This window comes from Streptomyces sp. NPDC022552, assembly GCF_055561875.1.
Window position 1 is genome coordinate 90,596 of record NZ_JBVHGJ010000019.1, and the last position, 26,276, is coordinate 116,871.

The window sequence follows — 26,276 nt, forward strand, 5'->3', positions numbered from 1 at the left end:
AGCCGTGGATCAGGTCTGTGCCGCGAGGAGCCCCCGCCCCTCGCGGCGCAGCCGCGTCAGGGAGCGCTGGGGCACGCCGGCCACCCGCAGCGCGGCGTCGGCCGTCGCCGCCGCGAGGGCCGCCGCGTCGCGGGCGGGGTCGGCACGCCGGATGAGGATGACGCTCTCGGTGAGGCCGAAGAGGAGGTCGGCGCGGAGCGCGAGCTCCTCCGGACCGAGGGCCTCGCCGGGCTCGGTGGTGGCGAGCAACCTCGCGTAGGAGTCCTTGAGTTCGGCCCTGAGCCGGTGGAAGACGGCGAAGCGCTCCGTCTGCACCTCGGGCAGCAGGTAGAGCGCGCCGAGGTTGTGCGGGCCTTCGCACAGCAGCGCCGCGTCGGAGTGGCACAGCGCCCACAGGCGGGCCTCCGGGGGCACGTCCGCGCGGGAGACGACCCGGGCCGCCACGTCCAGGGAGGGTCGCACGGTCCCTTCCAGCAGCTCCGCGAGGATCGCTTCCTTGCCGTCGAAGTAGTGGTAGAGGGACGCCTGCCGCAACCCGGCGCGCTCGGCGATGGACCGGGTGGAGGTAGCGGTGTAGCCGCGGGTGGTGAACAACTCGGCCGCCACGGCGAGGACTTCGTCGCGCGGCTCCGGACCGCCGGCCGGGCGCTCCTGGGCCCGCGGGCGGCCGACTCTCCTGCTGGTGGGCGTGTTCGGCGTGCTCACTCCGCGATCTTCGCACAGGGGCGACGGTTCCTCCGGGCCGAGCGGTCGGGGTGAGGTCCCGGTAACCGACCGGAAACGCACGGGCAATGGGAGCGAAGCGGCCACTGCCTAATTTCTGTCGAGCGACAGAAATTACCTCGGAGATGAGCCCGGACCGGAGGTCGAGCCATGGGGACATCCTCAGCGCCACCGTCAGTGACCGCGTCGGCGTACGGCGCGCGCGAGCACGCCCGTGCCCAGGAGGGCACGACGGCAGATGCCATGCCCGTCGTTCCCGCGAGCGCCTGGCCGACGCCTCCCGCGGGCGTCGGAGCGGCCGACGTCGTGTGGGCCGAGACCGTGGCGGGCGGCGGCTACACCCACAAGGTCCTCGCCCGCGGCACCGAACTGCGGCTGACCGACCTCACCGGCGACGCCTGCGCGCACCTCCTCCTCCACAGCGCCGACCGCCCCTGGGAGCGGCTGAACACGGCCGACACGGTCAAGGTGCTGTGGAACGCGTACCTCGGCGAGGGGCATCTGCTCCTCTCCGACCAGGGCCGGGTGCTCGCCTCCGTCGTCGAGGACACCTCCGGCGGGCACGACGCCCTCACCGGCACCTCCACCCTCGTGCGCAACACCGCCCGGTACGGCGACGGCACCCCGCAGTCCGCCTCGCCGGCGGGGCGCGAACTGTTCAAACTCGCCGCCCTCAAGAACGGCCTCTCCCCGCGCGACCTCCCGCCGTCCGTCTCCTTCTTCCAGGGCGTACGGATCTCGGAGGACGGCACCACCGAGTTCACCGGATCGGCCGGTCCCGGCACGTCCGTCACGCTGCGCGCCGAACAGGACGTCACCGTCCTCCTCGCCAACGTTCCGCACCCGCTGGACCCGCGTCCGGAGTACACCTGCGGAAACCTCCAGGTGCTGGCGTACCGGTCCCGCCCGACCTCCCCCGGCGACGCCCTGTGGGAGGCCACCCCCGAAGGCCGCCGTGCCTTCCTGAACACCGTCGACCACCTCACCGCCCGGGGGCTCGCATGACCGTCACCGCCCTTCCCGGCCGCGTCGTCTCCGACGACACCGTCCCCGCCCGCGCCGCCTGGTCCGGCGTCGTCCGCAAGGGCCAGCTGCTGACCGTCACCGACCTGCACGGCAACCAGGCCGCGGACTTCCTGCTCTACGACGCGTACGACACCTCCGTCCGCTACAGCGCCCCCGACACCGTCCAGGCCCAGGGCAACGTCTTCCTGACCACCGGCTCGCTCCTGATGTCGAACGAGCACACCCCGCTGATGACCGTCGTCGAGGACACCTGCGGACGGCACGACACCCTCGGCGGCGCCTGCTCCAAGGAGTCCAACACCCTCCGCTACGGCCACCACACCTGGTCGCAGCACGCCTGCGTGGAGAACTTCCTCGCCGAGGGCGCCCGGCACGGCCTCGGCAAGCGGGACCTCGTCTCCAACATCAACTGGTTCATGAACGTGCCGGTCGAGAAGGACGGCACGCTCGGCATCGTCGACGGCATCTCGGCCCCTGGTCTGACGGTCGTGCTCCGCGCCGAGACCGACGTCCTCGCGCTGCTCTCCAACTGCCCCCAGATCAACAACCCCTGCAACGGGTTCGACCCGACGGCGGTACGGATGACGATCACCGAGCCGGGCGAGAGCCGCGACAGCGAAGAGGACGGCCCACGATGACGTTCGACACTCTGCTGGTCGCCAACCGCGGCGAGATCGCGGCCCGCGTCATCCGCACCGCCCGGTCGCTCGGCCTGCGCACCGTCGCCGTCTACTCCGACGCGGACCGCGGCACCGCACACGTCCGGCTGGCCGACGAGGCCGTCCGGCTCGGCCCCGCCCCGGCCAAGGAGTCCTACCTCGACCCCGACCTGGTCCTCAAGGCCGCCAAGGACACCGGCGCGGGCGCCATCCACCCCGGGTACGGCTTCCTGTCCGAGGACGCCGACTTCGCACGCCGCTGCGCCGACGCCGGCATCGTCTTCGTCGGCCCCACCCCCGAACAGCTGGAGCTCTTCGGCGCCAAGCACACGGCGCGGGCAGCCGCGCAGGCGGCGGGCGTCCCGCTCGCCCCCGGCACCGGCCTCCTCCCGGACGTGGCCGCGGCCCTCGCCGCCGCCGACGAGATCGGGTACCCGGTGATGCTCAAGGCGACCGGCGGCGGAGGCGGCATCGGCATGCGGGCCTGTCACGGCCCCGCCGAACTCGCCGACGCCTGGGACCGGGTGCAGCGCGTGGCGGCCGCCTCCTTCTCCTCCGCCGGGGTCTTCCTGGAACGACTGGTCGAGCGGGCCCGCCACGTCGAGGTGCAGGTCTTCGGCAACGGCCGGGGCAAGGTCGTCACCTTCGGCGACCGCGACTGTTCGCTCCAGCGCCGCAACCAGAAGGTCCTGGAGGAAGCCCCGGCACCGGGCCTGCCGGACCACGTCCGGCACGGGCTCGCCGAGGCCGCCCGGGACCTGTGCGCGTCGGTCGACTACCGCTCCGCCGGCACGGTCGAGTTCGTGTACGACGCCGCCCGCGAGGAGGCGTACTTCCTGGAGGTCAACACCCGCCTCCAGGTCGAACACCCGGTCACCGAGGCGATCTACGGCGTCGACCTGGTCGCCTGGATGCTGCGCCTCGCCCAGGGCGACACCGTCGTCGTCACCGAGCCCCCGGCGCCCCGGGGACACGCCGTCGAGGCCCGTCTCTACGCGGAGGACCCCTCACGCGACCATCGCCCCAGCGCGGGTCTGCTGACCCGGGTCGCCTTCCCGGAGGACGTCCGCGTGGACGCGTGGGTGGAGACCGGTACCGAGGTCACCACCGCGTACGACCCGATGCTCGCCAAGGTCGTCGCGCACGGCGCCGACCGCGCCGAGGCCCTCGACCGGCTGGACGCGGCACTCGCCTCGACCCGCGTCGACGGCATCGAGACCAACCTCGGCCTGGTGCGCGCGGCCCTCCGGGACGCCGACGTCCGGGCGGCCGGCCACTCCACCGCCACCCTCGCCGCCGTCACCGATCCGACCCCGCGCATCGAGGTCGTCGCGGCGGGCACCCTCACCACCGTGCAGGACTGGCCGGGACGCACCGGCTACTGGCAGGTCGGCGTCCCGCCGGGCGGACCGATGGACGACCTGTCCTTCCGGCTCGGCAACACCGCCCTCGGCAACGACGAGGGCGCCCCCGGTCTGGAGTGCACCCTCCAGGGCCCCTCCCTGCGGTTCACCCACCCCACGACGGTCTGTGTCACCGGCGCCCCGGCCCGGACGACGATCGACGGCACCGCCGTGCCGCAGTGGGAGCCGGTCACCGTCGACGCCGGACAGACCCTCGCCATCGACGCGCCCACCGAACACGGCCTGCGCACCTACGTCCTGTTCGCGGGCGGCCTCGACGTACCGGAGTTCCTGGGCAGCGCCGCGACCTTCACCCTCGGCCGGTTCGGCGGGCACGGCGGCCGCGCCCTGCGCTCCGGCGACGTCCTGCACGGCGGCGGGGCACGGACGGACACCTCCGTCGTCCCCTTCGGCGAGCGGCCGGGCTTCGGCACCGCCTGGCACATCGGCGCGGTGGAGGGCCCGCACGCCGCCCCCGAGTTCTTCACCGAGGACGACATACGCGACTTCTACGCGGCGGACTGGAAGGTCCACTTCAACTCGGCCCGCACCGGGGTCCGCCTCGTCGGTCCCAAGCCGCGCTGGGCGCGCACGGACGGCGGCGAGGCAGGGCTCCACCCGTCCAACATCCACGACACGCCGTACTCCGTCGGCGCCGTCGACTACACCGGCGACATGCCGGTCCTCCTCGGCCCCGACGGCCCCTCGCTCGGCGGGTTCGTCTGCCCGGCGACCGTGGTCACCGGGCAGCGCTGGAAGCTCGGCCAGCTCCGGCCCGGCGACACCGTCCGCTTCGTCCCGGTGTCCGCGGAGACGGCCGCCGCCTTGCGCCACGCGCCCGCCACCGAGCCGCGCGCCGACCGCCCGGGGCTCGTCGACGGCGGGATCCTCGCCCGTCGGGAGGAGACGACGGCCCGCACTTGCGTCACGTACCGGCGTAGCGGCGACGACAACCTCCTCGTCGAGTACGGGCCCATGCAGCTCGACCTGGCACTGCGCATGCGCGTCCACGCGCTCGCGGAGGCACTGGCGGCACGCGGGCTCCCCGGCGTCGTCGACCTCACCCCGGGCATCCGCTCGCTCCAGATCCGGACCGACCCGGACGTGCTGTCCCAGCACGACCTGCTCGACGTCGTGCTGCGCGTGGAGGAGGAACTGCCCGCCACCGACGACCTGGTGGTGCCCAGCCGGGTCGTGCACCTGCCGCTGTCCTGGGACGACCCGGCGACCCGCGAGGCCATCGACCGCTACATCGCGGGCGTGCGAGACGACGCCCCCTGGTGCCCGTCGAACATCGAGTTCATCCGCCGCGTCAACGGCCTGGACACCGTAGACGACGTGTACCGCACGGTCTTCGACGCCGAGTACCTCGTCCTCGGCCTCGGCGACGTCTACCTCGGCGCCCCCGTCGCCACCCCATTGGACCCCCGGCACCGGCTGGTGACGACCAAGTACAACCCGGCCCGCACCTGGACGGCGGAGAACTCCGTCGGCATCGGCGGCGCCTACCTGTGCGTCTACGGCATGGAGGGCCCCGGCGGCTACCAGTTCGTCGGCCGTACGACCCAGGTGTGGTCACCCTGGCTGCAGCGCGGCGCCTTCGAACCGGGCAGGCCCTGGCTCATGCGCTTCTTCGACAGGATCAAGTGGTACCCGGTCGGGGCCGAGGAGCTCCTGGAGCTGCGCGCCGACATCGTCTCCGGCCGGTTCGTCCCGAGGACCGAGGACGGCGCCTTCTCGCTCGCCGCGTACCAGGACTTCCTCGACGCGAACGCCGCGTCGATCGCCGCCTTCCGGGCCAGGCAGAGCGCGGCCTTCGGAGCCGAGCGCGAGGCCTGGGAGGCCGCCGGTGAGTTCGCCCGCGCCGAGGCGGTGGCCGAGACCGCCCCGCCGGCCACCGACGTCGAGGTGCCCGAGGGCGGCCGGTTGGTCGAGGCCGACTTCACCGCCTGCGTCTGGCAGGTCAACGTCGAGGTCGGCGACCGGGTGTCGGCGGGTCAGCAGCTGGTCGCCCTGGAGGCGATGAAGATGGAGTCACCCGTGGCGGCCCCCGCCGAAGGCGTCGTCGCGGAGATCCTGATCAAACCGGGAAGCCAGGTCGAGGCCGGCACCGCGCTCGTCGTCCTCGCTCCCGCCGAGACCGCGGAGGTGGCGGTATGAACAGCGCGCTGGAACGGGTACGCGCCGCCTACGCCCGCATCGCCCGGGTGGACCGGCCCGAGGTGTGGATCGGCCTACGTCCCCGGGAGGACACGGAGGCCGAGGCCGCCGCGATCGACGCCCGGACCGCCGCCGGTGAGCGGCTGCCCCTGGCCGGAACGGTTTTCGCCGTCAAGGGCAACATCGATGTCGCCGGGCTCCCGACCACCGCCGGCTGCCCCTCGTACGCGTACCGGCCAGAGGCCGACGCGCCGGCCGTGGCGCGCTTGAGGGCGGCCGGGTCCGTGGTCCTCGGCACCACCAACCTGGACCAGTTCGCGACCGGTCTGGTCGGCACGCGCAGCCCGTACGGAGCGGTCCGGAACGCCGTGGACCCGGCGTACGTCTCCGGCGGGTCCTCGTCCGGCTCGGCGGTCGCGGTCGCCCTCGGCCTCGTGGACCTCGCGCTCGGCACGGACACCGCGGGCTCCGGCCGGGTGCCGGCCGCCTTCAACGGCGTCGTCGGCCTCAAGCCGACTCCCGGCCTGGTGCCCACCGAGGGGGTCGTCCCGGCCTGCGCGTCGCTCGACTGCGTGACGGTCTTCGCCCGCACGCTCCCGGAGGCAGAGCGGGCACTGTCCTTCATGGCGGCACCGGCGGGACGCCTGCTCCCGCCCCTGGAACAGCGCCGCCCCGGCCCGTGGCGGATCGCGATCCCCCGGCCCGGGCAACTCGGCGAGCTGGACAAGGGCTGGGCCGAGGCGTTCGCATCGGCCGCGGACCGGCTCGCCGACGCGGACGCGGACCTCCTGCCCGTGGACCTGGAGCCGTTCACCGAGGCGGCCGCGATGCTGTACGAGGGGGCGTTCGTCGCCGAGCGCTACACGGCCGTCGGCGCCTTCGTGGACCAGCACGCCGGCTCACCGGACCTCGACCCGACGGTGGCCGGAATCATCTCCGGGGCACGCGACATCCCGGCCCACCGCCTGTACACGGACCAGGAGAGGCTGTCCGCCCTCCGTGCCAGGGCCCTGGCCGCCCTCAGCGACGCGGACGCGCTGCTCCTGCCGACGGCACCGGGGCACCCGACCCTCGCGGAGGTCGCGGCCGACCCCCTGGGCGCGAACCTCCGGCTCGGCCGCTTCACCAACTCCACGAACCTGTTCGGCCTCGCGGCGGTCGCCGTCCCGGCGGGAGAGGTGGACGGGCGGCCGTTCGGGGTCATGCTGATCGGCCCGGCCTTCACCGACGAACGCCTCGCACGGATCGCCCGCCTGCTCACTGCTCCACCGCTGCACCTCGCGGTGGTCGGCGCTCACCTGTCCGGGCAGCCGCTCAACGGACAACTGCTCGCCCTCGGGGGCCGGTTCGTCCGCACGACCACGACGGCGCCCGTCTACCGTCTGTACGCGCTGGACACGACACCCCCGAAACCTGGTCTCGTTCGGGCCCGCGCAGGCGGTGCGGCGATCGAGGCCGAGGTGTGGCGACTCCCCGCCGAGGGGCTGGGCGCGCTGCTGGCCGCCCTCCCCCACCCGATGGCCCTCGGCAGGGTGGAACTCGCGGACGGCGGCTCCGTGCCCGGCTTCCTCTGCGAGCCCGAGGCCCTCGACGGCGCGCGCGAGATCACCGCGTACGGCGGCTGGCGCGCGGCCCTCCCCGCCCTCGATCGTCCCGATGCGCCCTCATGACGCTCCTATGCCGCTCGTCACTCCCACCGAAAGGGGGGCGACGCGGCGCGCGTCGCCCCCCCCAGTCGGTCCTCAGGCGTCAGCGCGAGCTGCTCACCGAGGCTGAGTCCGCGCCCTCGCGGCGGTTCGGGGCCGTGGCCGCCCGGACGGCCTCGGCGTCGGCCCCGCTGTGCCGTTCTGCCCATGCCTCCAGCGCGGCCCGGCAGGCATGGTCGAGGTGGTGGACACCGGAGAGGTCCAGGACGACCCGCCGGTCGCTCGGCAGGGCTTCCAGGCTGTCGAGTATCTGGGGCAGCCGAAGGAAGGTGACCGTCCCCTGAAGCCGTACGCGAACCCCGTCGCGTCCGTCGTCACTCTGCTCGATCCGCAGCTGTGAGGCCTCCCACGCGGCCTTCCCGACCGACAGGGCGAGGCCGATCAGGACACCTTCGAACATGCCGACCGAGACGATCGCCGCCGCCGTCGCCACGAGGACGAGGGCCTCGCCCCGGTGACCTCGCCACAACGTCAGGACGCCCTTGAAGGGGATGAGCTTCCAGCCGGCGTGCACGAGGATCCCGGCCAGCGCGGCCAGCGGGATGTACGCGAGGACGGCGGGCAGCAGGGCTACGAAGAGCAGCAGCCAGACACCGTGCAGGATCCGGGACGCCTTCGTCCGGGCGCCGGCCTCGACGTTGGCCGAGCTGCGCACGATGACCGCGGTGAGCGGCAGGGCGCCGAGCAGGCCGCACAGCGTGTTGCCCACGCCCTGTGCGACGAGTTCCTTGTCGTAGTCCGTGCGCGGTCCCGAGTGGAGCCGGTCGACCGCCGCCGCGCTGAACAGCGATTCCGCGGAGGCGATCAGGGCGAACGCGAGGACCGTGCCGAGGAGAACAGGGTCGGCGAGGGAGGACAGGGCTTCCGAACCCGGCGGGTGGACCGCCTCCAGCACGCCGCCGACCCGCACGGTCTCCACCGGAAGGCCGCCCACGGCGGTCGCGAGGGCGGCCAGCAGCACCGCCACCAGGGCGCCGGGAACCGCCCGGGCCGGGCGCGGCACCCGTCGCCAGCCGAGGATGACGAGGACGGTGCCGGCGCCGACGGCGAGCGACACCAGGGCCGTGCGGCTGCCCAGTGCCTCGACCAGGGCGCCCGGCAGGCCGGTGAGCTTGTCGAGACCGGAGTCCGGGGCGGGGATGCCCGCCGCGGCGTAGAGCTGCCCGGCGATGATGACCAGACCGATGCCCGCGAGCATGCCCTCGACGACGGAGAGGGAGATCGCACGGAACCAGCGGCCCCACCGCAGGAGCCCCATGGCGATCTGCAGGACGCCGGCCACCAGCACGATGACTCCGAGCGCGGTGAGGCCGAAGGAGCGGACCGCTTCGAGGACGAGGACGGTGAGGCCGGCTGCCGGACCGGAGACCTGGAGGCTGCTGCCCCGCATCAGGCCGGTGACGACGCCGCCGACGATGCCGGTGATGAGGCCCAGTTCGGCGGGGACGCCCGAGGCGACGGCGACGCCGAGGCAGAGCGGGAGGGCGACGAGGAAGACGACGAGCGAGGCGGCGAAGTCCTGCCGCAGGTAAGGGAAGGAGCGCGGCATCCGGACGTCCGTCCTCACAGGGCCTCGAAGGCGTCGGCCCCGGAGGCGGGTACGGCCATGGAGTCGGAGCAGGTGGTGAACAGGACGGCCGGGGACTGGCCCGCAGCGTGCGCGGCGAACTCCTCAGGGCGCTGTCCGAATCGGCGGGCGTTGTCGATGAGGGGCTGCATGAATGATTCCTCCTGGCGCGCCTCGGGGGCGCGTCGGGCTGACAGGTCGGCGCAGGTCGGCACGGCCTGTCAGCAGCGGAACACCTGCAGGGCGGAGGAGTCGTGGGGGGCGAGCGGTCTCGGCCGGGTGTCCGTGCCACCGGGGCTGCCGGCCGGCGGATCGGCGACCGGGGCGGCGCGAGCGACGAGCGGCGGGCCGGGAAGTCCCGCGGTCGCGCTGACGGGCCGCCGCCGGTCACGGTGGAGGACGGAGCCGCTGGGGATGTCGGCCTCGCCGCCCCCTGCGTGCGCGGACTCGAATGCCGCGGCCGGAGCGACGTGGTGGGTGCAGGACCGATGAAGCTGTGTCGCTGACCCGACGGGGGTGAGTGGGAGGCCGGCACAGACGAGGGCGAGGACGAGGAGGAGGACCGCGCGCAAGGCCGTGGACACGCCGACGGACGACATCTCGGCACTCCTCCCTCCAGTTGCACCCTCATCGGACTTCGCCAAAGCAAGCCCATGGGCAGGTCAAAGAAGAGTAATGCGCCCAAGTGAACGCCACTCCGCAACACCCTTGCCGTGCGAGGGTTTTCGAATGGAATCAGCCTGATGTTGACGCGAACGGCGGCATGGACGCGGGTGCGCACCCCGGACTCCGTCAGGTTCCGGCGCCGCCTTCACACCCTGTTCCGCCCGCCCTGCGCATGGGACATCCGCAGACCCCACGAACGACGCGGCCCACCAGGAATCCTGGTGGGCCGTGCTCCCCGGTGAGGAGCCCTCCGGTCAGGCGCCTTCAGGATGAACGTCTCGCCGCAGGCCCGAGTCTCCTGATCACCCGCATCCGTCGTTCAGTCGCAGCAGTCGCAGCAGCACTTGCACGGGTTGCAGCAGCCCCCGCCGCAGCCGTCACCCGAGCCCCCGCCGGAACCACCGGAGCCCCCGGGCCCTTGGCCTCCGCCCGAACCTCCGGAGGAGCCTCCCGAGTTACCGCCGCCGTGCCCGCCGAACCAGCCGTCACCCCCGGAACCGTCCCTGCCGGAAGCGTCGCGGCTCGAGCCGCCGTCGCGGTTGCCGTTTCCGTTGCCGTTGCCGAACTCCCAGGACTCTCCATCACCCGGGTCGTCGTCGCAGCGGCAGCAGTTCGCGCACAGCCTGCAGTCGCCGCACAGGCGACGGTGCTCGCGACATCGCCGACACTGCCCCTCCGGCGGCCGGCCCGACGCCGTCGGCGCACCCTCCGGGATCGCACCCGCAAGCACGCCCACGCCGCAAGCCGCGCCCGTGCCGGTCTCCGAGGGCTCTTCCGTCGCCGTGCGGCGACCCAGCCAAGGCAGCATGCGCAGGCCCCGCGCCTGGTGGCTGTGCCGATGGTGGTGATGCCGGGGGTCGAAGACTCGATCGACAGCACGCTCCAACTCGCCACCCAGAAGCGCCTGTACCAGCCGCCCGTCGACGAACCTGGCGTCCGACAGGGCAAGCCGGATTCCATGAACGGCGTCGTCGCAGAGCCTGCGCACCTCGGCGCGGTCCGCGCCGGTCACGGCGATCGGGTTCCACGCGCCGGACGCCTCGTCCGCGTCCAGGTCCTCCACCGCGTCCAACAGATGCGCCAGCCGGCCGAACAGACGGCCGGCTTCCGCCAGCGGTTCCGCGTTGTCCGGGCGGTCCGTGAGTACGGCGGTGTACGCGAAGGCGGCTGCGGTTGCCGTCTCCGTGGGCTCCGTGACCGTCAGCAGCGAGCCGCCTCGGACAGTCGACCGCTCGATCTGCGGCTGGCGCTCGACCGCCCCGAGCAGCACCGCGGTGTCGAAGCCGAGCCGTTCGCCGCCTGCGGCACCCGCACGGTCCCAGCCATGGGCGATCCGGCGTGCCGCCAGCGCCACCGGGCGGCGTGCCAACAGGCCGTCGCCATCGGCCACATGGTCACGTATCTTCGCAGCGGCCAGCACCAGCGACACCGTCGCCGCGAGCCGTGCGCCCTCGCCCTGCGCCACGTCCGCCGAGCGCATCCCGCGCAGCGGGCACGGACCGGCCCCTCGCCGCCAGTCGCCGGTTCGCTCCGACTGCGCTTCGGTCAGCACCGAGACGATCAGACCGTCGTAGTTGGTGGCCACCCTCGCGAACTGCCCGTACTCTCCGCGCAATGTCAGGCACAGCCCACACAAGTGCGCCATCCACTCGGTACGCAAGCCCTCGCCCAGCCGATGACGGCATGGCCTGATGATTCCGAACACCGTAGATCTCCCCCGTAGAACAGCTACCCATCAACGCGCGGTCGTCATCCTAAATGGTCCCTTCCGAGGGGCGTCCGCGGAGGCTGGACGCGGCCCCCGGGCCTGTGGCCGGGCCGTCGACGACGTGGTGCGCTTCAGTCGATCCGCGTTCTCGGTAGCGTCAGCATCTGCCGCATGGGACTGACCATGCGCCCGGCCGGCCCGTACGGGGGCTTCCGGTGGAGAGGAATGAGGCGGCAAGAATGAGTGATCCCACGAAGCCCAAGATCGACCTTCCGGAGGGTGACGCTCCCTCCGAGCTGACCATCCGGGACCTCGTCGTGGGTGACGGGCCTGAGGCGAAGCCGGGCAGGGTCGTCCAGGTTCACTACGTCGGGGTCACCTTCGAGTCCGGAAAGGAGTTCGACGCCTCGTGGGACCAGGGCCGGCCGTTCAAGTTCGCCGTGGGTGGCGGCAGGGTCATCAAGGGCTGGGACCGCGGAGTCAGGGGGATGAAGGTCGGCGGTCGGCGCGAGATCATCGTGCCCCCACGCCTCGGCTACGGCAACCAGTCCCCCTCGCCGTTGATCCCGGCGGGCTCCACGCTCGTCTTCGTCGTGGACCTGCTCTCCGTGGTCTGAGGGGGCCTGCCGCTGCCCTTCACCGAAGACCCCCAGGCCGCTAGGTGGGTGTAGGGGCGGTCTTGTTGGTCGTGGTGCCGTCTTCGTCCTGAACCTCTGGCGCGGCGGGCGGCTGCGGAACGGGCGGAGTACGGACCAGCAGCGCGACCAGCACCGTCAGAGCTCCGAGCACGGCGCCGATACCGAATCCCCACCGGATGCCCGTGGCCAGTGCGTCCGTGGGGTCGGCGCCGTCGGCTGCTGCCGTGGCGGCGCGTCCCGACATGACACTGATGACCAGGGCGGTGCCGGCGGCGGCCGCGACCTGTTGGAGCGAGCCCAGGATGGCGGAGCCGTGGGGGTAGAGGTGCGGCGGAAGTACGGACAGACCGGAGGTGAAGACGGGCGTGAAGACGAACGCCATCCCGGCGCTCAGTGCCACGTGAAGGGCGAGCACCAGCCACGGCGAGGTCTGTGCACCTGTCAGGGCGAACAGCGCGAGGCAGAGCGCTGTGAGTACGGCTCCGGGGACGACCAGTCGTGGTGCGCCGAGCCGGTCGTAGAGCTTTCCGACCTGTGGTCCGAGCAGACCCATGGTCAGGCCGCCGGGGATGAGGAGCAGCCCGGTCTGCAGTGAGGTCAGGCCGCACACCTCCTGCAAGTAGATCGGCAGCAGGATGAAGGCACCCATGAGCGCCATGAAGGACAGGCACATCAGGCCGAGGGCCACGGAGAAGTGCCGGAACGTCAGGGCGCGCAGGTCCAGCAGCGGAGTGGACGAGCGCTGCAGTGCCAGCTGCCGCCATGTGAACAGGCCGACCAGCACGGCACCGACCAGGGTCGTGGCCTCCGGGGGCACGACCGCCGGGGCCTCGTCCCCGGCGCCGAGGCCGCTCAGGCCGTAGACGAGGGCGCCGAAGCCCGCTGCCGCCAGAGGGACGGACACCCAGTCGATCGGGCCGGCCTGCGGCTCGCCGATGTTGATCAGTTTGCGCCGACCGACTATCGCCATGACTCCGGCGATGGGCAGTACCGCCAGGAACAGCAGGCGCCATGACCCCAGCTCCAGCAGCACACCGGAGACCGCGGGGCCGAGGGCGGGTGCGACGGAGATGACGAGGGTGATGTTGCCCATGACACGCCCACGGTCGTGCGGGGGCACGAGGGTCATCAGCGTCGTCATGAGCAGCGGCATCATGACGGCGGTGCCACTGGCCTGGATGACGCGGGCGACCAGGAGCACGGGGAACGCGGGCGCGGCCGCGGCCAGCGCCGTGCCGGCGAGGAACAGCGTCATGGCAAGGCCGAAGGCGGTCCGGGTCGTCACGCGCTGGAGGAACCACCCGGTCACCGGGATGACGACGGCCATGGTGAGCATGAAGGCGGTCGACAGCCACCCTGCTGCTGCCGCGGTGACCTCGAACTCGCGCATGAGTCGCGGGATCGCGTTGACCATGATCGTCTCGTTGAGGAGTACGACGAACGTGGACAGCACGAGGATCCGCAGCACGGCGGTGACGCGGTCGGGCGAGAGGGTGGGTGTTGCGTGTGGTGCGAGCATGGCGCCTTCCGTCATGTGAGTGTCCTCCGCACATTGCAGGTCACACCAACAGACCGCGGCGCCGGGAAGAACTCATCGGTGTTCCCCGATCCTGTCGGCGCCGCCGCCCGGGCTCAAATCATTTTCCGACCGGTACGGCCGAGGAGGCCCCGCAATCGACGACCAGGACCACCATTCCTGCCGGTCGGGCACCTCTCCGGCAGGTACCGGAGCGTGAGCCGGCGGTCAGCCGCGCAGCCTTACGGCGAGCGAGGCGAGCCAGGCGCCGGGGGTGAACGGTACCGGGGGCTCGACCTCCGCGCCGAGTGTCACCAGCGCCATGGCCAGGCCGTCCTCGTCGAGGCCGAGGGCGAGGAGGTCGTGCAGCTCCCCCGTCAGCTGGGCGACCAGCCCCGTGTCGGTGCCCTCCAGGTAGTCGGCGAGCGCGGCCTCGTGGTCGCCGAACTCGTCCGGCATGTCCTGCGAGAACCAGCCGCCGAGCAGTTGCGCCAGCTCGGGGAAGCGGGCCCGCCACTCCCATGGCGTCGTGGGCGCGGCAGGCGGTGGCGCCTGCCCGTTCGCCAGGCTCTCGTCGAGCCGGTCGGCGAGGCCCGTGAGCCAGTCCCGGATCTCCTCGGGCGGCAGCCCCACGTCGGGCAGCCGGTAGTACTCGCCGAGCCGCTGCCGCAGCCGCCCCGGCGGATTGGCGGCGTAGACGCGTAGCTGCTCGGCCGCGACGGCGATGGCCCAGGGCCGGGTGCGCCAGGTCTGCCGCAGATAGCCGGCCACCGCCTCCGGAGCGTGCGGTCCGAGGCCCAGGTGGGCGCGGACGACCTGGTCGAGCTCGCCGTACTTGCGGTCGTGCTCGGCGGGGTTCAGGGACACGGGAGCCTCTACAGGTCGACAGGCAGGGAGGAGTACACGGTGAAGGGGTACGCGCCGGGCTCGTCGGATCCGGTCCGGCGCAGCACGACCCGGGCGGCGCGCACCGGGATCGGCTCCTGACCGGCCAGAGCCATCCCGGTGGTGAGCAGGGTGCCCACCGGATCGGGCCGCGATGGCCAGGCGGCCTCGATCACGAGCCGCTGCCGGGTGGACTGGGCGAGCCAGCGGTGGATGACCTGCTCGTTCAGCGAGATCACCTGCTGGGTGGCCCATTGGGCGGTCACCCGGTCCGGGAAGGTCGCGGCGCGGTCGGCACGCGCGGGGACGGGTGCTGCGGAGGATGCGGGAGGTGTCGTCATGTCAGGCCCCGCCCCAGCCGCGCAGGGTGGCCCGCTGGGCGGCGGAGTGGTTTGCGTGCCCGGTGGTGACGACGGCGTGCAGCCACTTCTGTGCTGCCTGCAGGTCCTCCATCTGCCGGTCCCAGCGGTCGAGTTCGTCCACGAAGGCCTCGCGGGCCTCGCCCTGCCATGCCAGGACGACCGGCACCGTGCGGTCGTACAGCGCGCTCAGGCGCTCGTTGAGCCTCTTCACGATGTCCTCGAGGTCGCCGGCCACCTCGCGCAGCGCGACCAGGTCGACGGTGATCGAGCCGTCGTCGTTCACGATTCCCCCTGCCTTACGGACGTTCGGAGCACGTTCAGATGTCGTTGATCCTGCTGGTCGGCGTCGCTCCGCCGGCGGGGCCCCCGCCCGCCGGTCCCTCGCCGGACAGTTCGCGTACCTCGGCGTCGATGTCGACCTTCCTCATCCCGGCCCGGAACTCCCGCAGGATGTCCAGCTCCTGGCGCGTGAACCCGTCCCGGCTCATCCGGACCGCTTGCGCCAGGACTCCCAGGATCTCCCGGACCCGTACGGCGTCGGCCCCGGCCTCGCGGTGCAGCTTCCGGTACGCCGTCGCCGCCTCGCTGCGCCATCGCGCCTCGGCCCGGTCGACGAGCGCGTCCATCCGGCGCACCTGCCCGTCGATGTGCGTCCGCATGGCGTCCAGGTCGTCCGCGAGACGCTTCAGGTCCTCGTCCGTCACGGCGAGTTCGGCTCGTTGGGCATGGCGGCGGCTCCTTCCGGGGCGATGGGGTGGTGGGGCGGTGGGTCAGTGCTGCTCGGCGAAATGGGCGTGGACGGCGTCGAGCAAGCGGCGGGCGCGTGCGTGGGTCATGTGGGGCTTGACGGTGGCGAAGGCGGCGTCGAACTCTGCGGGCGTGCGGAACAGGTACAGGAGGCAGCTCAACGGCGACCACGTCCCGGAGACCGAGGAGTACGGAATCTCCTCGCTCGTCTTCCGCGCCGGCCTCCCCTTCCACCCCGGCCGACTGTGGACCTTCGCCACCAAGGGCATCGACAGCGGCACCTTCGGGCAGATCCTGCGCTCCAAGGGCTTCTTCTGGCTGGCCAGCCGCCCCCGCGTGACCGGTCTCTGGTCCCAGGCCGGCGCTGTCGCCCGCTTCGAACCTTCGGGCACCCGAGGACCGGACACCACGCAGGGCCAGGAGCTCGTGTTCATCGGCACAGGCCTGCGCGCCGACGCGCTGCGGGCGGCTCTCGAAGCCTGCCTGCTCCGCCCCGGCGAAGCCGTGCCCGCCGTGGACGACTTCCCGGACTGGGAGACGTACGGAATCGACGACGCCTGCGAACACGAAACCGGGATGGCCGTGAACGCCGGCGCCTGAGGACTCCGGGCCGGACGGCGGTCGCAGCCACGGCGCCGTCCGGCCCGGACGCGACCGGCGTCACGGCGGGGCCCCGCCGCCCGCAGCGCCGCGTGGCTGGACGCGACTCCGGTGGAACACCTGGCGCAGGCGACGGCACGGCCGACCGGACCGACCGTTCGGGATACCGCTCCCGGCCCACACGGCGCTCGGCTCGCCGGGCTGGACCGGGCCGACGCCGTCGCTCGCCGGTCACGTTCCGAGGGGCTCCGCCCAGCCGTTTCGTACCGCGCAGGCGCCGAGCTGCATCCGGGTCTGGACTCCGGCCATGTCCATGAGACGACGCAGCCGCCGGTGCAGCGTGCGCGGTGACAGGCCGAGTTGTGTCGCGACCGTCAGGTCCGTCATGCCGGCCAGGAGCAGCGCGAGCATCCTGCGGTCGAGCTCGGTCGGGCCTTGCGGACCGACCGCGACGGTGGATTCGGATTCTCCGGCCGTGGCCGACAGCGCGAGCGGGTGGGCGCTGTGCCACACCGTCTCGAACAGGGCGTCCAGCGCGTCCAGCAGGCCGCTGCGGTGCAGCAGCACGGCGCCGGGCTCCCCGTACGGTGTGACCGCGAGCGGGACGAGACCGAGGTCGGCGTCGGCCAGCACGAGTTTCATCGGCAGCCGGTCGGCGACACGGAGTTGCACGCCCTTGCGCAGTGAGTCGATCGCGTCGTCGATGATGCCCGGCTCTGCCAGCACGGCCTGGTCCAGCACCGCCCGGAACTGCACGCCGCGGCCGATGGCCACGGGTTCGGCTGTGTTCTCGTCGGGCGGCAGGGCGACGAACGGCGCGGTGATGAAGGACCGGACCTCCGTACGTGCCGCCTGCTGCACCTGGAGGAAGCGATGGCGGATGGCGTCGACGCCCGAGACGACCTCGATCAGGTCGTTGATGCTGTTGCCGGTCATCGCCGCTCGGTGTTCCTCGGCGAAGGTCACCAGGGCGTGCTCGGCCATGCGCAGGCCGTCCCGGCGCTGGCTGATGAGAGCGCCGAGCGCCATGGCCGGCGGCGCGGCGGTGAACCGGTCGTCCGCCGACCTCGTCACCAGTCCCCACCCGACCAGACGGGACAAGGCCTTGTCGACGTGGGCAAGTGGGAGGACGACGTGGTCGCAAAGCAGGGCCGCGGTGGAGTTCGGCCGTCCGAGCAGCGCCCGGTAGACACGCTCGTCATCGGGTTCGAGCCCCAGAACATCCAACATCGGCGACCGACTCTCCTCCGCTTGCCGCAGCGGGGAGAGTATGGGCCATGGCGGCAGACCTTGAATAGTCCCTGGTGGGAGCGGGTGCGGGGGGAAGGGCCCCGGGGAGTCGCCTCCCCGGGGCCCGACAGTGCGCCTCATCGCAGGCCGTACGCCCGGATGATCTCGTTCTTGACGCCGAAGCCGCTGTTCGTCCTGGCGCTCGCGCGGACCGAGAGGAAGCCGCCGGGCTTCTTGGCCGTCCTGAACGAACCCGTCCAGTAGCCGTCGGTGCCCTTGGACACGGTCACCTTCTGCCAGGTCGCCCCGTCGTCGTACGAGACGTCCAGCTTCACCGTGGTGACGGTGCCCGGCAGGGTGCCGAGGCCCATCGACACCGGCTTGAGCGCGATCTTCTGGGTCGCGTTGGCCTTGACGTCGCCGTGCAGGTCCGACTCCAGCTTGTAGTCCAGGTTCAGCACCGAGAACGGCTCGAAGAAGTCCGAGTCGACGGTGTCGGACATGAACGTCCACTCCGTGTGGGTGCGCGTCGACAGCCGGAAGAGGTCACCGGGCCGCTCGGCGTCGAGGACGGCGCGGTAGGGCAGGTTGCCGGCCGGTACCTCCACCCACTGCATGTCCGTGCTGTGCGGGTTGTCGTGGATCAGCGTGTCGCCCTGGAAGACCCGCAGGCGGGTCGGTGTCTCGCCCCACGGCAGGAAGCCGCCCAGCCGCATGTTGTCGCTGGCCGACGCCCACGCCTGCACGTTCCAGGTCATGTGGTTCTGCCATCGGGAGTTGTACACCCCGAAGGACTCGCTCTGGCCGGGCCGGGTCGCCGGAGCGAACCAGTCCAGCCGGCTGGTGCTGCCCTTGGCGTACGTGTTGTCGCCCGACACCATCACCCACGGCAGGGTTCCGCCGACGCCCTGCGCGTGGAACTCCCTCCAGACCTGGCGGGGGGTCACCCACTCGGTGCGGGTGCCCGGGTGCCATTCGCGCTCGGGGAGGTTGAACGACGGGCTGAGGGTGAAGTCGGACCGGTATCCCTCCGCCGGCCCGCCGTCCGTGGCCGAGTAGTAGCGGGCGTCGATCCGGGCGAGGTCGTCCTTGGTCGGCTTGTAGACCAGGGCACGGTCCGGAACGTGGCCGGGGTACTCCCGGGTGAGGTCGTACACGAACGGCGTGTACTCGGTCTGCTGTGCGGTCAGCTCGAGGATGCCGGTCCTGGCCATCGAGACCAGGGCCCTGCCCGCGTCGCGGTGGACGGTGGCGACCGGGATGGCCGACTCGCCGACGTACTCCATCAGGGCACCGACACCGTCGTTGACCACGATCAGCGCCTTCGCGCCGGCCGCGACCGCGGCCTCGGTGCGCTCCTGGGGCGAGACCTCGTCGCTGCGCTCGACGACGACGATCTTGCCCTTGGCCTTGACCTTCCCGTAGGCGGCCGTCGCACCGGTGCCCGCGTAGACGGCGTCCAGCCTGTCCGTGGCGGTGCCCAGGGCGCTGCCTGCCTGCACCAGTGCCTCGAACCGGAGCCGGCCGCCCGGTGTGCTCAGGCCGAGTTGCGGCTCGCCCTTGCGCCAGCGGGTGGTCAGCATGAACTCGCCCTGCTTCATCGGCTCCGTCGGCGCGACGTAGACGTCGTCGTACGTCGGCGGCACCAGGTACGCGCTGCGATAGTCCATGAACGGGTCGAGGCCCTTGTAGTGGACGTTGAAATCGACCTTGCGCTGGCGGTCCTCGGTGCGCTGTGGCGCCTCGGTCTGCAGCAGTCGTGCCGTGCTCGCGTCGAGAACCACGTCCGCGGCGCCGTCCTTGAGCAGGGTCTCCGGGTCGACGAGCACGGCCAGACCCGAGCGGTCCGCCTTCTCGCCGGCCACGTCGAGGTACGCCGCGACGGTGTAGTGGCCGGGTGCCATGCGCATGGTGGTCGAGCCGTGGACGTAGACCTGCCAGGGCCAGAAGTCGCCGGCCAGGTTGATCGTGACCCAGCCGGTGGCGGGCTTGCCGTCCCGGCCGACCAGCTCGATGTTCAGGTCGTAGCGCTCCTCCTCCTTGAGCAGCGCCACGGATGTGCGGGTCACCGGCTGCCCGGTGGCGGCGTCGGTGGCTGTCACGTAGCCGACGTGCCGGCCGGCCGAGGCGGTTCGCGGGTCGCCGGTGACCGGGACGGCGGCGGTGCCGCCCGCCGGGACGGTGACCGTGGTGGCTCCCAGCGTGAACGGGCCGCCGCCGTCGGTCAGTGCCAGGTCGAGCGTGACGTCGGCGGAACCGGTGTTGGTGAAGGTCAGGTCCTTGGTGACGGCGGCGTCGCTCGGCTCGTGCGGCCATGTGTGGTTGCCGAAGAAGAGCGATCCGGTGCCGCGGACCGTGCTGCGCACGGCGGCGGCCACGTCGAGACGGCCCGTGCCGACCTCGTACGGCGAGTATCCGCCGTCCAGGCCCTTCGCGGTGCTCACCAGGTGTTCCTTGAGCTGCGCGCCGGTCCAGTGCGGGTGCTGCTGGGCCAGGATCGCGGCCGCGCCGGCCACATGCGGGGTGGCCATCGAGGTGCCGCTGATGGTGCGGTAGAGGCCCTCGCCACCACCGGTCATCTCCTGCGAGCGGGCAGCGGTGATGTCCACGCCCGGCGCCGCGATGTCCGGCTTCATGCCGCCGGAGTGGGCCAGCGGGCCGGTACTGGAGAAGGACGCGAGCCGGTCCTGCTTGTCCGTGGCGGCCACGGTCAGCGCGGAGGCAGCCGCACCCGGGGCGGAGATGCTCTCCGGGCCGGAGTTGCCGGCGGCTATGACGAACAGCGTGCCGTACTGCGCGGACAGCGCGTCGACCGTCTGCGACATCGGGTCGCTGCCGTCCGTGGGGTAGGAGTCGCCGAGGCTCATGTTGACGACGTCCGCACCGGACTCGGCGGCCCACTGCATGCCGGCCATGACCCAGGAGTCCTGGCCGGAGCCCTCCGCGCCGCCGAGCACCTTGCCGACGTACAGGTCGGCGCCGGGTGCGACCCCCTTGTCGTCCCCTCCGGAGGCAGCGCCCGAACCCACGATCGTGCCGGCCACGTGTGTGCCGTGCCCGTTGACGTCGGTGATGCCCTCACCCGGCACGAAGCTCGCCGTGCCGTCGATGAGGCCGGCGAAGTCGGGGTGGTTGACGTCGATGCCGGTGTCGAGCACCGCGACCTTGACGCCCTTGCCGTCGTACCCGGCCGCCCAGGCCTCGGGCGCGCCGATCAGCGGCACGCTCTCCTTCAGACTGGCCTTCACGCGACCGTCGAGCCACAGTTTTTCGACACCCGCGCCCAGCGTGGCGCTGCCGTGCGGCGCGACGGAGGTCCAGAAGGTGCGGGCCTGCCGCTTCTCGGTGCTGAGCACCGCGCCTCGGATGCCCTTGAGCTTGCGGGTCAGCTTGCTGCCGCGGGGAGCCGTCGGCTCGACGGCCGCGCGGGACTTCGGCTCGGCGTACGTCGCGATCAGCGGTACCGCGCCCGACTTCGCGTCGTCGTACCCCATCTCGATCAGGTCGGTGACGTTGAACAGCCGCCGGTCCAGCCTGTCCGTCCCCAGCAGCGGCGCAGCCTCGTCCGGGATGACGAACAAGTCGCCTTTGACCTCCTGGAACTTCACGCCGCCGACGGCGCTGTCCGGCCGGTCGACGTCGGCGATCTGCTTGCCGTCGGCGGTCGTGGTCACCGTGACGACGTCGCCGGTGACCAGGGTGACCTTGTGGGTCGCCGAGGACTTGGCGGGAACGGGGGGCTTGCTCGGAGCGGCTTGTGCGGGTGCCTGCAGAACTGCGAGGCCCGACGCCAGCAGGGGCACCGCGGTGGCTGCCGAGATCAGCCGCCGGCGCCTGCGCCAGAAGGCGGATGTATGAGAGGGGGAGTACATGCCATGGGTCTATCGACCGGTCGATGCCGTCGTGAAGGCCTCACGACGGCAAGTCCTCGCCATGGCAGAGGCTTGTCAGCGGTGAACCGTGGGATTCCGGACGGAACACGCCCCTGGTGGGCGTTGTGCGGTGCCGCCCCCATGCCGCCGGCATGCGGAGGTGGCGTTCCCGCCGCGCGCTGGGCGTCGCGGGTGACGCCGCGTCATGGCTGCGGCGGGCCCGACGTCGTCGTGCGGGACGCGTCGAAGAGCGACCGTCAGCGCATCGAGTCGATCCTGCGGCGACAGGCATCGCCGGAAGCCACCGCCTTCTCGCACCGGCTCGGAGCGGCTGACGCGGTGGACGTGTTCGTCGAACCGCCGGCGCCGGAGATCGGCTCCACCATCGGGCGTATCGGCATGCCGGTCCGCTACGACTGCCGCCTGCTGGGTTTCATCTGGCTCCTCGAGTCGGAGGGGCCGCTCACCGACCCCGTCGCCGACGCCCTGCGTGCGGCTGGCCGTGACGCCGGGGCGATCCTCTACCGCGAGCATCTCCTTGGCGAACTCGGATGCAGGCGAGAGAGGGAACTCGTACACGACCTGCTGGCCGACGATCCCGCTCTGCGCGGCGCGGCGGCCGAACAGGCCGTCCGGGACGGACACCTCCTGGCCGGCCCGGCGGTCGCCCTCGTCGTCACCCTGGAGCCACCGGACACGACAACGCCCGCCGACCGGCATCGCCTCGGCATCGCGCTCGGCCTTGACCATGTTCGGCGCCGCCTCCCCGCAGGACACCTCGCACTCCACCTCGACCGCCCCGACCACGGCGTCCTCATCGTCACGGGCAGCCATTCCCCGCCCCGGACGCTGGGAGGTCACCTGCACGAGCGCGTGGCAGCAGGGGCCGGGCTCGCCGGTGAGCACTGCTGGGTCGGCATCGGTGGACCGCAGGCCGCCTTCGCCGACGTCCACGCCTCGTACACCGAAGCACTACGCGCGGCACGCACAGCCCAGAGCACGCGGATCATCGGCCGGGTCGTCCGCCACGACCGGCTGGGCGTCTACCGCCTGCTGGCTGAACTCCCCGCCGACCTCCTGCGGCACAGTCTCCCTCCGGGGCTGGACCGGCTGCTGGAACACGGAAACGCGAGCCTGATCCACACGCTGGAAGCGTTCCTCGACAACGCCGGCCACGTCTCCCGGACCGCGGAACAACTGCGCATCAGCCGCGCCACCCTCTACTACCGCCTCCGCCGCACCGAGGAGGTGGCGGGCATCGATCTCGACAACGGCGACGATCGCCTCGCGCTCCACATCGGCCTGAAGGCGAGCCGCCTCATGTGAGGCGTCGGCACCCCGCTACGCCGTGCCGGTGCTCCACACTCTTTCGCCCGACCACGTCGGTGCTCTGACCGCCCGCGCTCGGGCCCGCGGCACGTTCGTGGGGCCCGCGACGGGCTGGCGGTCGGGAGCCGGTCTGCGAGGATGTTCCGCATGGACGTGCGGAGCAGGAACCATGTGACGGTGACCGGGCGTACCGGTGGGCCGGTGGTGGTTCTGGCGCATGGTTTCGGGTGCGACCAGAACATGTGGCGTCTGGTGGTGCCCGCGTTGGAGCGCGACTTCACCGTGGTCCTGTTCGATCATGTCGGCTCGGGGAACTCGGCGCTGTCCGCGTGGAGCCGGGAGCGGTATTCGTCACTGGACGGGTACGTCGACGACGTGCTGGAGCTGTGCCGGGAGATAGCGCTGGGCCCGGTCACCTTCGTGGGGCATTCGGTGAGCGGGATGATGGGCGTGCTGGCCGCCGCACGGGAGCCCGAGGCGTTCGCCGGCCTGGTGCTGCTCGCGCCCTCGCCGTGTTTCATCGATGATCCGGACACCGGGTACCGAGGCGGGTTCAGCGCCGAGGACATCGACGAGCTCCTGGAGTCGCTGGACGCGAACTATCTGGGCTGGTCGGGCGCCATGGCCCCGGTGATCATGGGCAACCCGGAGCGGCCGGAGCTGGGCGAGGAGCTGACCAACAGCTTCTGCCGCACCGACCCGGAGATCGCCCGGGTGTTCGCCCGGGTGACGTTCCTGTCCGACAACCGCGCCGATCTCGCGTCGGTGGGTGTGCCCACCCTGGTCGCCCAGTGTTCGAGCGACGCGATCGCTCCGCCGGAGGTCGGCGCGTTCGTCCACGCGCGGATTCCGGGGAGCCGGCTCGTCACCTTGAACGCGACGGGCCACTGCCCCCAGCTCTCCGCCCCGGAGGAGACCGCCGCGGCGATCGCCGCGTTCGTGGGAACCGCCGGATAGATGGGCGGGCCAGGCGACGCGGCGGAGAGCGGAGACCCGGGCGAGGACCGGAGCCCCGCGGATGCGGAGGCTCGGTTCTCCGCCCTGCTGGATGACAGCGCCGAAGAACTCTACGAGCACGCGCCCTGCGGATACCTGACCACCCTGATGGACGGTGAGATCGCCAAGGTCAACGGCACGCTGCTGGGCTGGCTCGGATACGAGCGCGGCGAGCTGGTGGGACGCAAGCGCTTCTCCGAGCTGCTGACCGTGGGCGGGCGGCTCTACCACGAGACCCACTTCGCACCGCTCCTGCGGATGCAGGGCGAGATCAGCGGAATCGCTCTGGAGCTGAAGGCCGCCGACGGCTCCCGCCTGCCCGTCATGGTCACCTCGAGGGTCAAGACGGGCAGCGACGGGCAGCCCCTGCTGATCCGCACGACCGTCTTCGACGCCCGCGACCGGCGCGCCTACGAGACCGAGCTGCTGCGAGCCCGCCAGGAAGCGGACGAGGAACGCGACCGTCTCAAACTCCTGAACACCACCCTGCAGAAGACGCTGCTGCCCCCGGCGCTGGCGAACGTGCCCGGCCTGGACGTGGCCGCGTATTACCACATCGCCTCCGTCGAAGAGGTCGGCGGCGACTTCTACGACCTCTTCCCCCTGGCCGCCGGCACCTGGGGCCTGTTCCTGGGCGATGTCTGCGGCAAGGGCGCCGCCGCCGCGGCCGTCACCTCGCTGGCCCGCTACACCCTGCGCGCCGCGGCCGTCTACGACCCCGACCCGGCCGCCGTCCTCGCCAACCTGAACACGGTCTTCAACCACGAGTACAACGGCACCGACCCGCGCTTCTGCACCGTCATCTTCGGCCTGCTCACCCCCGATGCCGACCGCGGCGGCTTCCGCATCACCCTGGCCAGCGGCGGCCACCCACCGGCGCTGCTGTTGCGCGCGGACGGCACCGCGGACTACCTGCCCACGCCCGGCGGGCAGCTCATCGGCGTCCTGCAGGACGCCGACATCGCCACCACCACCGTCCACCTCGCCCCCGGCGACACCCTGCTCCTGCACACCGACGGACTGACCGAGGCCCACATCAACGCCGGTAGCGAGCGCTACGGAGACGACGCCCTCCTCGCCTTCGGCCGCGCCCTCGCCCCCACCACCGCGTCGGCCACCATCGGCGCTGTCCGCGAGCTGCTCGACACCTTCGGCAGCGGCGTGGACGACGACACCGCCGTCCTGGCCGTCCACGTGCCTCGGCCCACCAGCGAAGAGCGCCCATGACCAGGCACCTGACCCTCCGCACCCGGTCCATCACCAACGGAGCGGTCATCGAACTGACCGGGGAACTGGACCACCGCACCGCACCCGAGGTCCGCGCGGCGCTGCCCGGAGCCGGCCTTCGGGCGGGCCAGCAGCTCGTCCTCGACCTCGCAGGCCTCACGTTCTGCGACTCCAGCGGCATCACCGTACTCATCGCCGCCCGCAACCACGCCCTCGCCGCCGACGCGAGCATCGCGCTGGCCGCGGTCCCCGACCACCTCCACCGGATCTTCCGCGTCGTCGGCCTGGAACACGTCTTCCCCACCCACCCCACCGCCGGAGCCGCCGAGGCCGCCTGGCGGCCCACCGCTGGCTGACCCCTGCCCCTCCCGCCCCTCGGGGTAGGACGGGTCCACGGCTGCGTCACGGCCAGGGCTGTCCGGCGGCCTGCGTGCGACTGGCCAGGACCAGGAGTACGGCATCGGCTCCGGCCACGACCAGGATGGCCAGGAACGGCAGGCGGCCCTCCACGAGCGCGGTCGGTCCGATCACGGACACGAGGCACAGCGCCAGGGTCACGGCGATCACGACTCCTCCGCCGCGGGTGACGGACCCCGTCGGCCCGACCGTCACCACCACGCAGGAGGCGAAGGTCAGAGTGGCGGCCCATGCGATCGATCCGCGCCTGCCCAGTCGCTGCGGAAGTCCCCGCACACCCCCCGCGAGGTCGTCCTCGATGTCCGGGAGGACGTTGGCGAAGTGTGCGCCGGTGGCCAGGAGACCCGCCGCGGCGATGAGCCACGGAGGGGGCCACGGGCTGCCCGGGAGTGCCAGCGTCAGGAACGCGGGAAGCAGCCCGAAGGCCACGGCGTACGGCAGCCACGAGAGGACCGTTCGCTTCAGCCACAGGTTGTAGGCCCATGCGGAGGCGACGCAGCCGAGGTGGACCGCGCCGGCCCGGAACCCGCAGGCAAGCGACAGCGGGATGCAGGCGAGCAGGGCCACCAGGGCCGCCGCACCCACGGTCCCGGGCCGCAGCGCCCCCACGGCAAGGGGTTTGTCCTGCCGGCCTGCGGCCCTGTCGCGCCGTACATCGATCCGGTCGTTGCACCAGCCGATGGACAACTGGCCCGCGGCGACCGCCGCCATCGCCTTGGCCCCGGCAGCGGGGCCCAACCCCACGGCGGTGGCCAGCAGCGCGCTCAGGGCCGTGACCGCCATCGCCGGCACAGGGTGAGCTGCCCTCAGAAGAGCGACGGGGACGGACCGTTCGCCGT

Annotated in this window: 21 protein-coding genes and 2 pseudogenes; 10 read left to right on the forward strand and 13 right to left on the reverse strand. The window is 72.2% G+C overall.

Translation table 11 applies throughout. The features are described 5' to 3' along the window. Positions 1-9 precede the first annotated feature (9 nt). Positions 10-705 carry a TetR/AcrR family transcriptional regulator gene (locus ACZ3OF_RS33435; protein ID WP_361680868.1) on the reverse strand — a complete coding sequence of 232 codons (696 nt, stop codon included), beginning with the start codon at positions 703-705 and terminating at the stop codon, positions 10-12. Between the two features lie 168 nt (positions 706-873). On the opposite strand from ACZ3OF_RS33435, the gene ACZ3OF_RS33440 reads away from it, so the two are divergent. From ACZ3OF_RS33440 to atzF, 4 genes are read left to right on the forward strand one after another with little or no spacing between them, the layout of a single operon-like run. Further along, entirely contained in the window at positions 874-1,728 is an 855-nt protein-coding gene (locus ACZ3OF_RS33440; RefSeq protein WP_467308574.1) for an urea amidolyase associated protein UAAP1, read from the forward strand. Beyond that, the gene (locus ACZ3OF_RS33445) at positions 1,725-2,387 is read left to right on the forward strand and encodes an urea amidolyase associated protein UAAP2 (RefSeq protein WP_361680874.1); all 663 of its coding nucleotides are present in this window, start codon (positions 1,725-1,727) and stop codon (positions 2,385-2,387) included. The genes ACZ3OF_RS33440 and ACZ3OF_RS33445 overlap by 4 nt, the downstream gene beginning before the upstream one ends. After that, the gene (gene uca, locus ACZ3OF_RS33450) at positions 2,384-5,971 is read left to right on the forward strand and encodes an urea carboxylase (protein WP_467308577.1); all 3,588 of its coding nucleotides are present in this window, start codon (positions 2,384-2,386) and stop codon (positions 5,969-5,971) included. The genes ACZ3OF_RS33445 and uca overlap by 4 nt, the downstream gene beginning before the upstream one ends. Continuing rightward, the gene (atzF, locus tag ACZ3OF_RS33455; protein ID WP_467308579.1) at positions 5,968-7,641 is read left to right on the forward strand and encodes an allophanate hydrolase; all 1,674 of its coding nucleotides are present in this window, start codon (positions 5,968-5,970) and stop codon (positions 7,639-7,641) included. Before uca ends, atzF begins: the two co-directional genes overlap by 4 nt. A gap of 79 nt (positions 7,642-7,720) precedes the next feature. Here the strand turns inward: atzF and ACZ3OF_RS33460 are convergent, their stop codons facing one another. The 4 genes and pseudogenes from ACZ3OF_RS33460 to ACZ3OF_RS33475 form a co-directional block, all read right to left on the reverse strand. After that, positions 7,721-9,226, reverse strand: a complete 1,506-nt coding sequence (locus ACZ3OF_RS33460; RefSeq protein WP_467308580.1) for a SulP family inorganic anion transporter — start codon at positions 9,224-9,226, stop codon at positions 7,721-7,723. A 44-nt stretch (positions 9,227-9,270) separates the two neighbouring features. Next, positions 9,271-9,396 (reverse strand): annotated as a pseudogene (locus ACZ3OF_RS33465) (carbonic anhydrase); the annotation flags it as partial. 69 nt (positions 9,397-9,465) lie between these two features. Then, the gene (locus ACZ3OF_RS33470; protein ID WP_467308582.1) at positions 9,466-9,843 is read right to left on the reverse strand and encodes a hypothetical protein; all 378 of its coding nucleotides are present in this window, start codon (positions 9,841-9,843) and stop codon (positions 9,466-9,468) included. A gap of 386 nt (positions 9,844-10,229) precedes the next feature. Next, entirely contained in the window at positions 10,230-11,615 is a 1,386-nt protein-coding gene (locus ACZ3OF_RS33475; RefSeq protein WP_467308584.1) for a DUF5685 family protein, read from the reverse strand. A 242-nt stretch (positions 11,616-11,857) separates the two neighbouring features. On the opposite strand from ACZ3OF_RS33475, the gene ACZ3OF_RS33480 reads away from it, so the two are divergent. Next, positions 11,858-12,235 (forward strand): FKBP-type peptidyl-prolyl cis-trans isomerase, encoded by a 378-nt coding sequence (locus ACZ3OF_RS33480; RefSeq protein WP_361680892.1) that lies wholly within the window; start codon positions 11,858-11,860, stop codon positions 12,233-12,235. Between the two features lie 40 nt (positions 12,236-12,275). Here the strand turns inward: ACZ3OF_RS33480 and ACZ3OF_RS33485 are convergent, their stop codons facing one another. The 5 genes from ACZ3OF_RS33485 to ACZ3OF_RS33505 all read right to left on the reverse strand — a co-directional run bounded on the left by ACZ3OF_RS33485 (position 12,276) and on the right by ACZ3OF_RS33505 (position 15,723). Next, positions 12,276-13,775: a DHA2 family efflux MFS transporter permease subunit gene (locus ACZ3OF_RS33485; protein ID WP_467308587.1), complete on the reverse strand. Its 1,500-nt coding sequence runs from the start codon at positions 13,773-13,775 to the stop codon at positions 12,276-12,278. 225 nt (positions 13,776-14,000) lie between these two features. Then, positions 14,001-14,639: a contact-dependent growth inhibition system immunity protein gene (locus tag ACZ3OF_RS33490; RefSeq protein WP_467308589.1), complete on the reverse strand. Its 639-nt coding sequence runs from the start codon at positions 14,637-14,639 to the stop codon at positions 14,001-14,003. An 8-nt stretch (positions 14,640-14,647) separates the two neighbouring features. Continuing rightward, positions 14,648-14,998: an RNase A-like domain-containing protein gene (locus ACZ3OF_RS33495; RefSeq protein ID WP_467308591.1), complete on the reverse strand. Its 351-nt coding sequence runs from the start codon at positions 14,996-14,998 to the stop codon at positions 14,648-14,650. Between the two features lies 1 nt (position 14,999). After that, entirely contained in the window at positions 15,000-15,302 is a 303-nt protein-coding gene (locus ACZ3OF_RS33500) for a WXG100 family type VII secretion target (RefSeq protein WP_467308593.1), read from the reverse strand. A gap of 34 nt (positions 15,303-15,336) precedes the next feature. Then, the gene (locus tag ACZ3OF_RS33505) at positions 15,337-15,723 is read right to left on the reverse strand and encodes a WXG100 family type VII secretion target (RefSeq protein WP_361680901.1); all 387 of its coding nucleotides are present in this window, start codon (positions 15,721-15,723) and stop codon (positions 15,337-15,339) included. Between the two features lie 193 nt (positions 15,724-15,916). Between ACZ3OF_RS33505 and ACZ3OF_RS33510 the strand changes: the two are divergent. Beyond that, positions 15,917-16,366: pseudogene (locus ACZ3OF_RS33510) on the forward strand (GTP-binding protein); the annotation flags it as partial. A 231-nt stretch (positions 16,367-16,597) separates the two neighbouring features. Here the strand turns inward: ACZ3OF_RS33510 and ACZ3OF_RS33515 are convergent. Both ACZ3OF_RS33515 and ACZ3OF_RS33520 read right to left on the reverse strand, forming a co-directional pair. After that, positions 16,598-17,596 (reverse strand): TrmB family transcriptional regulator, encoded by a 999-nt coding sequence (locus tag ACZ3OF_RS33515; RefSeq protein WP_361680907.1) that lies wholly within the window; start codon positions 17,594-17,596, stop codon positions 16,598-16,600. A 137-nt stretch (positions 17,597-17,733) separates the two neighbouring features. Further along, positions 17,734-21,468 carry a S8 family peptidase gene (locus tag ACZ3OF_RS33520; RefSeq protein WP_361680910.1) on the reverse strand — a complete coding sequence of 1,245 codons (3,735 nt, stop codon included), beginning with the start codon at positions 21,466-21,468 and terminating at the stop codon, positions 17,734-17,736. Positions 21,469-21,660: 192 nt separating this feature from the next. On the opposite strand from ACZ3OF_RS33520, the gene ACZ3OF_RS33525 reads away from it, so the two are divergent. The 4 genes from ACZ3OF_RS33525 to ACZ3OF_RS33540 all read left to right on the forward strand — a co-directional run bounded on the left by ACZ3OF_RS33525 (position 21,661) and on the right by ACZ3OF_RS33540 (position 25,376). Further along, entirely contained in the window at positions 21,661-22,794 is a 1,134-nt protein-coding gene (locus tag ACZ3OF_RS33525) for a PucR family transcriptional regulator (RefSeq protein WP_361680913.1), read from the forward strand. 150 nt (positions 22,795-22,944) lie between these two features. Next, positions 22,945-23,754: an alpha/beta fold hydrolase gene (locus ACZ3OF_RS33530; protein ID WP_361680916.1), complete on the forward strand. Its 810-nt coding sequence runs from the start codon at positions 22,945-22,947 to the stop codon at positions 23,752-23,754. After that, entirely contained in the window at positions 23,755-25,020 is a 1,266-nt protein-coding gene (locus tag ACZ3OF_RS33535) for a PP2C family protein-serine/threonine phosphatase (protein ID WP_467308595.1), read from the forward strand. Beyond that, positions 25,017-25,376, forward strand: a complete 360-nt coding sequence (locus tag ACZ3OF_RS33540; protein ID WP_361680922.1) for an STAS domain-containing protein — start codon at positions 25,017-25,019, stop codon at positions 25,374-25,376. The genes ACZ3OF_RS33535 and ACZ3OF_RS33540 overlap by 4 nt, the downstream gene beginning before the upstream one ends. 46 nt (positions 25,377-25,422) lie before the next feature. Here the strand turns inward: ACZ3OF_RS33540 and ACZ3OF_RS33545 are convergent, their stop codons facing one another. Beyond that, a complete protein-coding gene (locus tag ACZ3OF_RS33545; RefSeq protein ID WP_467308598.1) occupies positions 25,423-26,220 on the reverse strand; it encodes a UbiA family prenyltransferase in 798 nt (265 codons plus the stop codon). Positions 26,221-26,276: the final 56 nt, after the last annotated feature.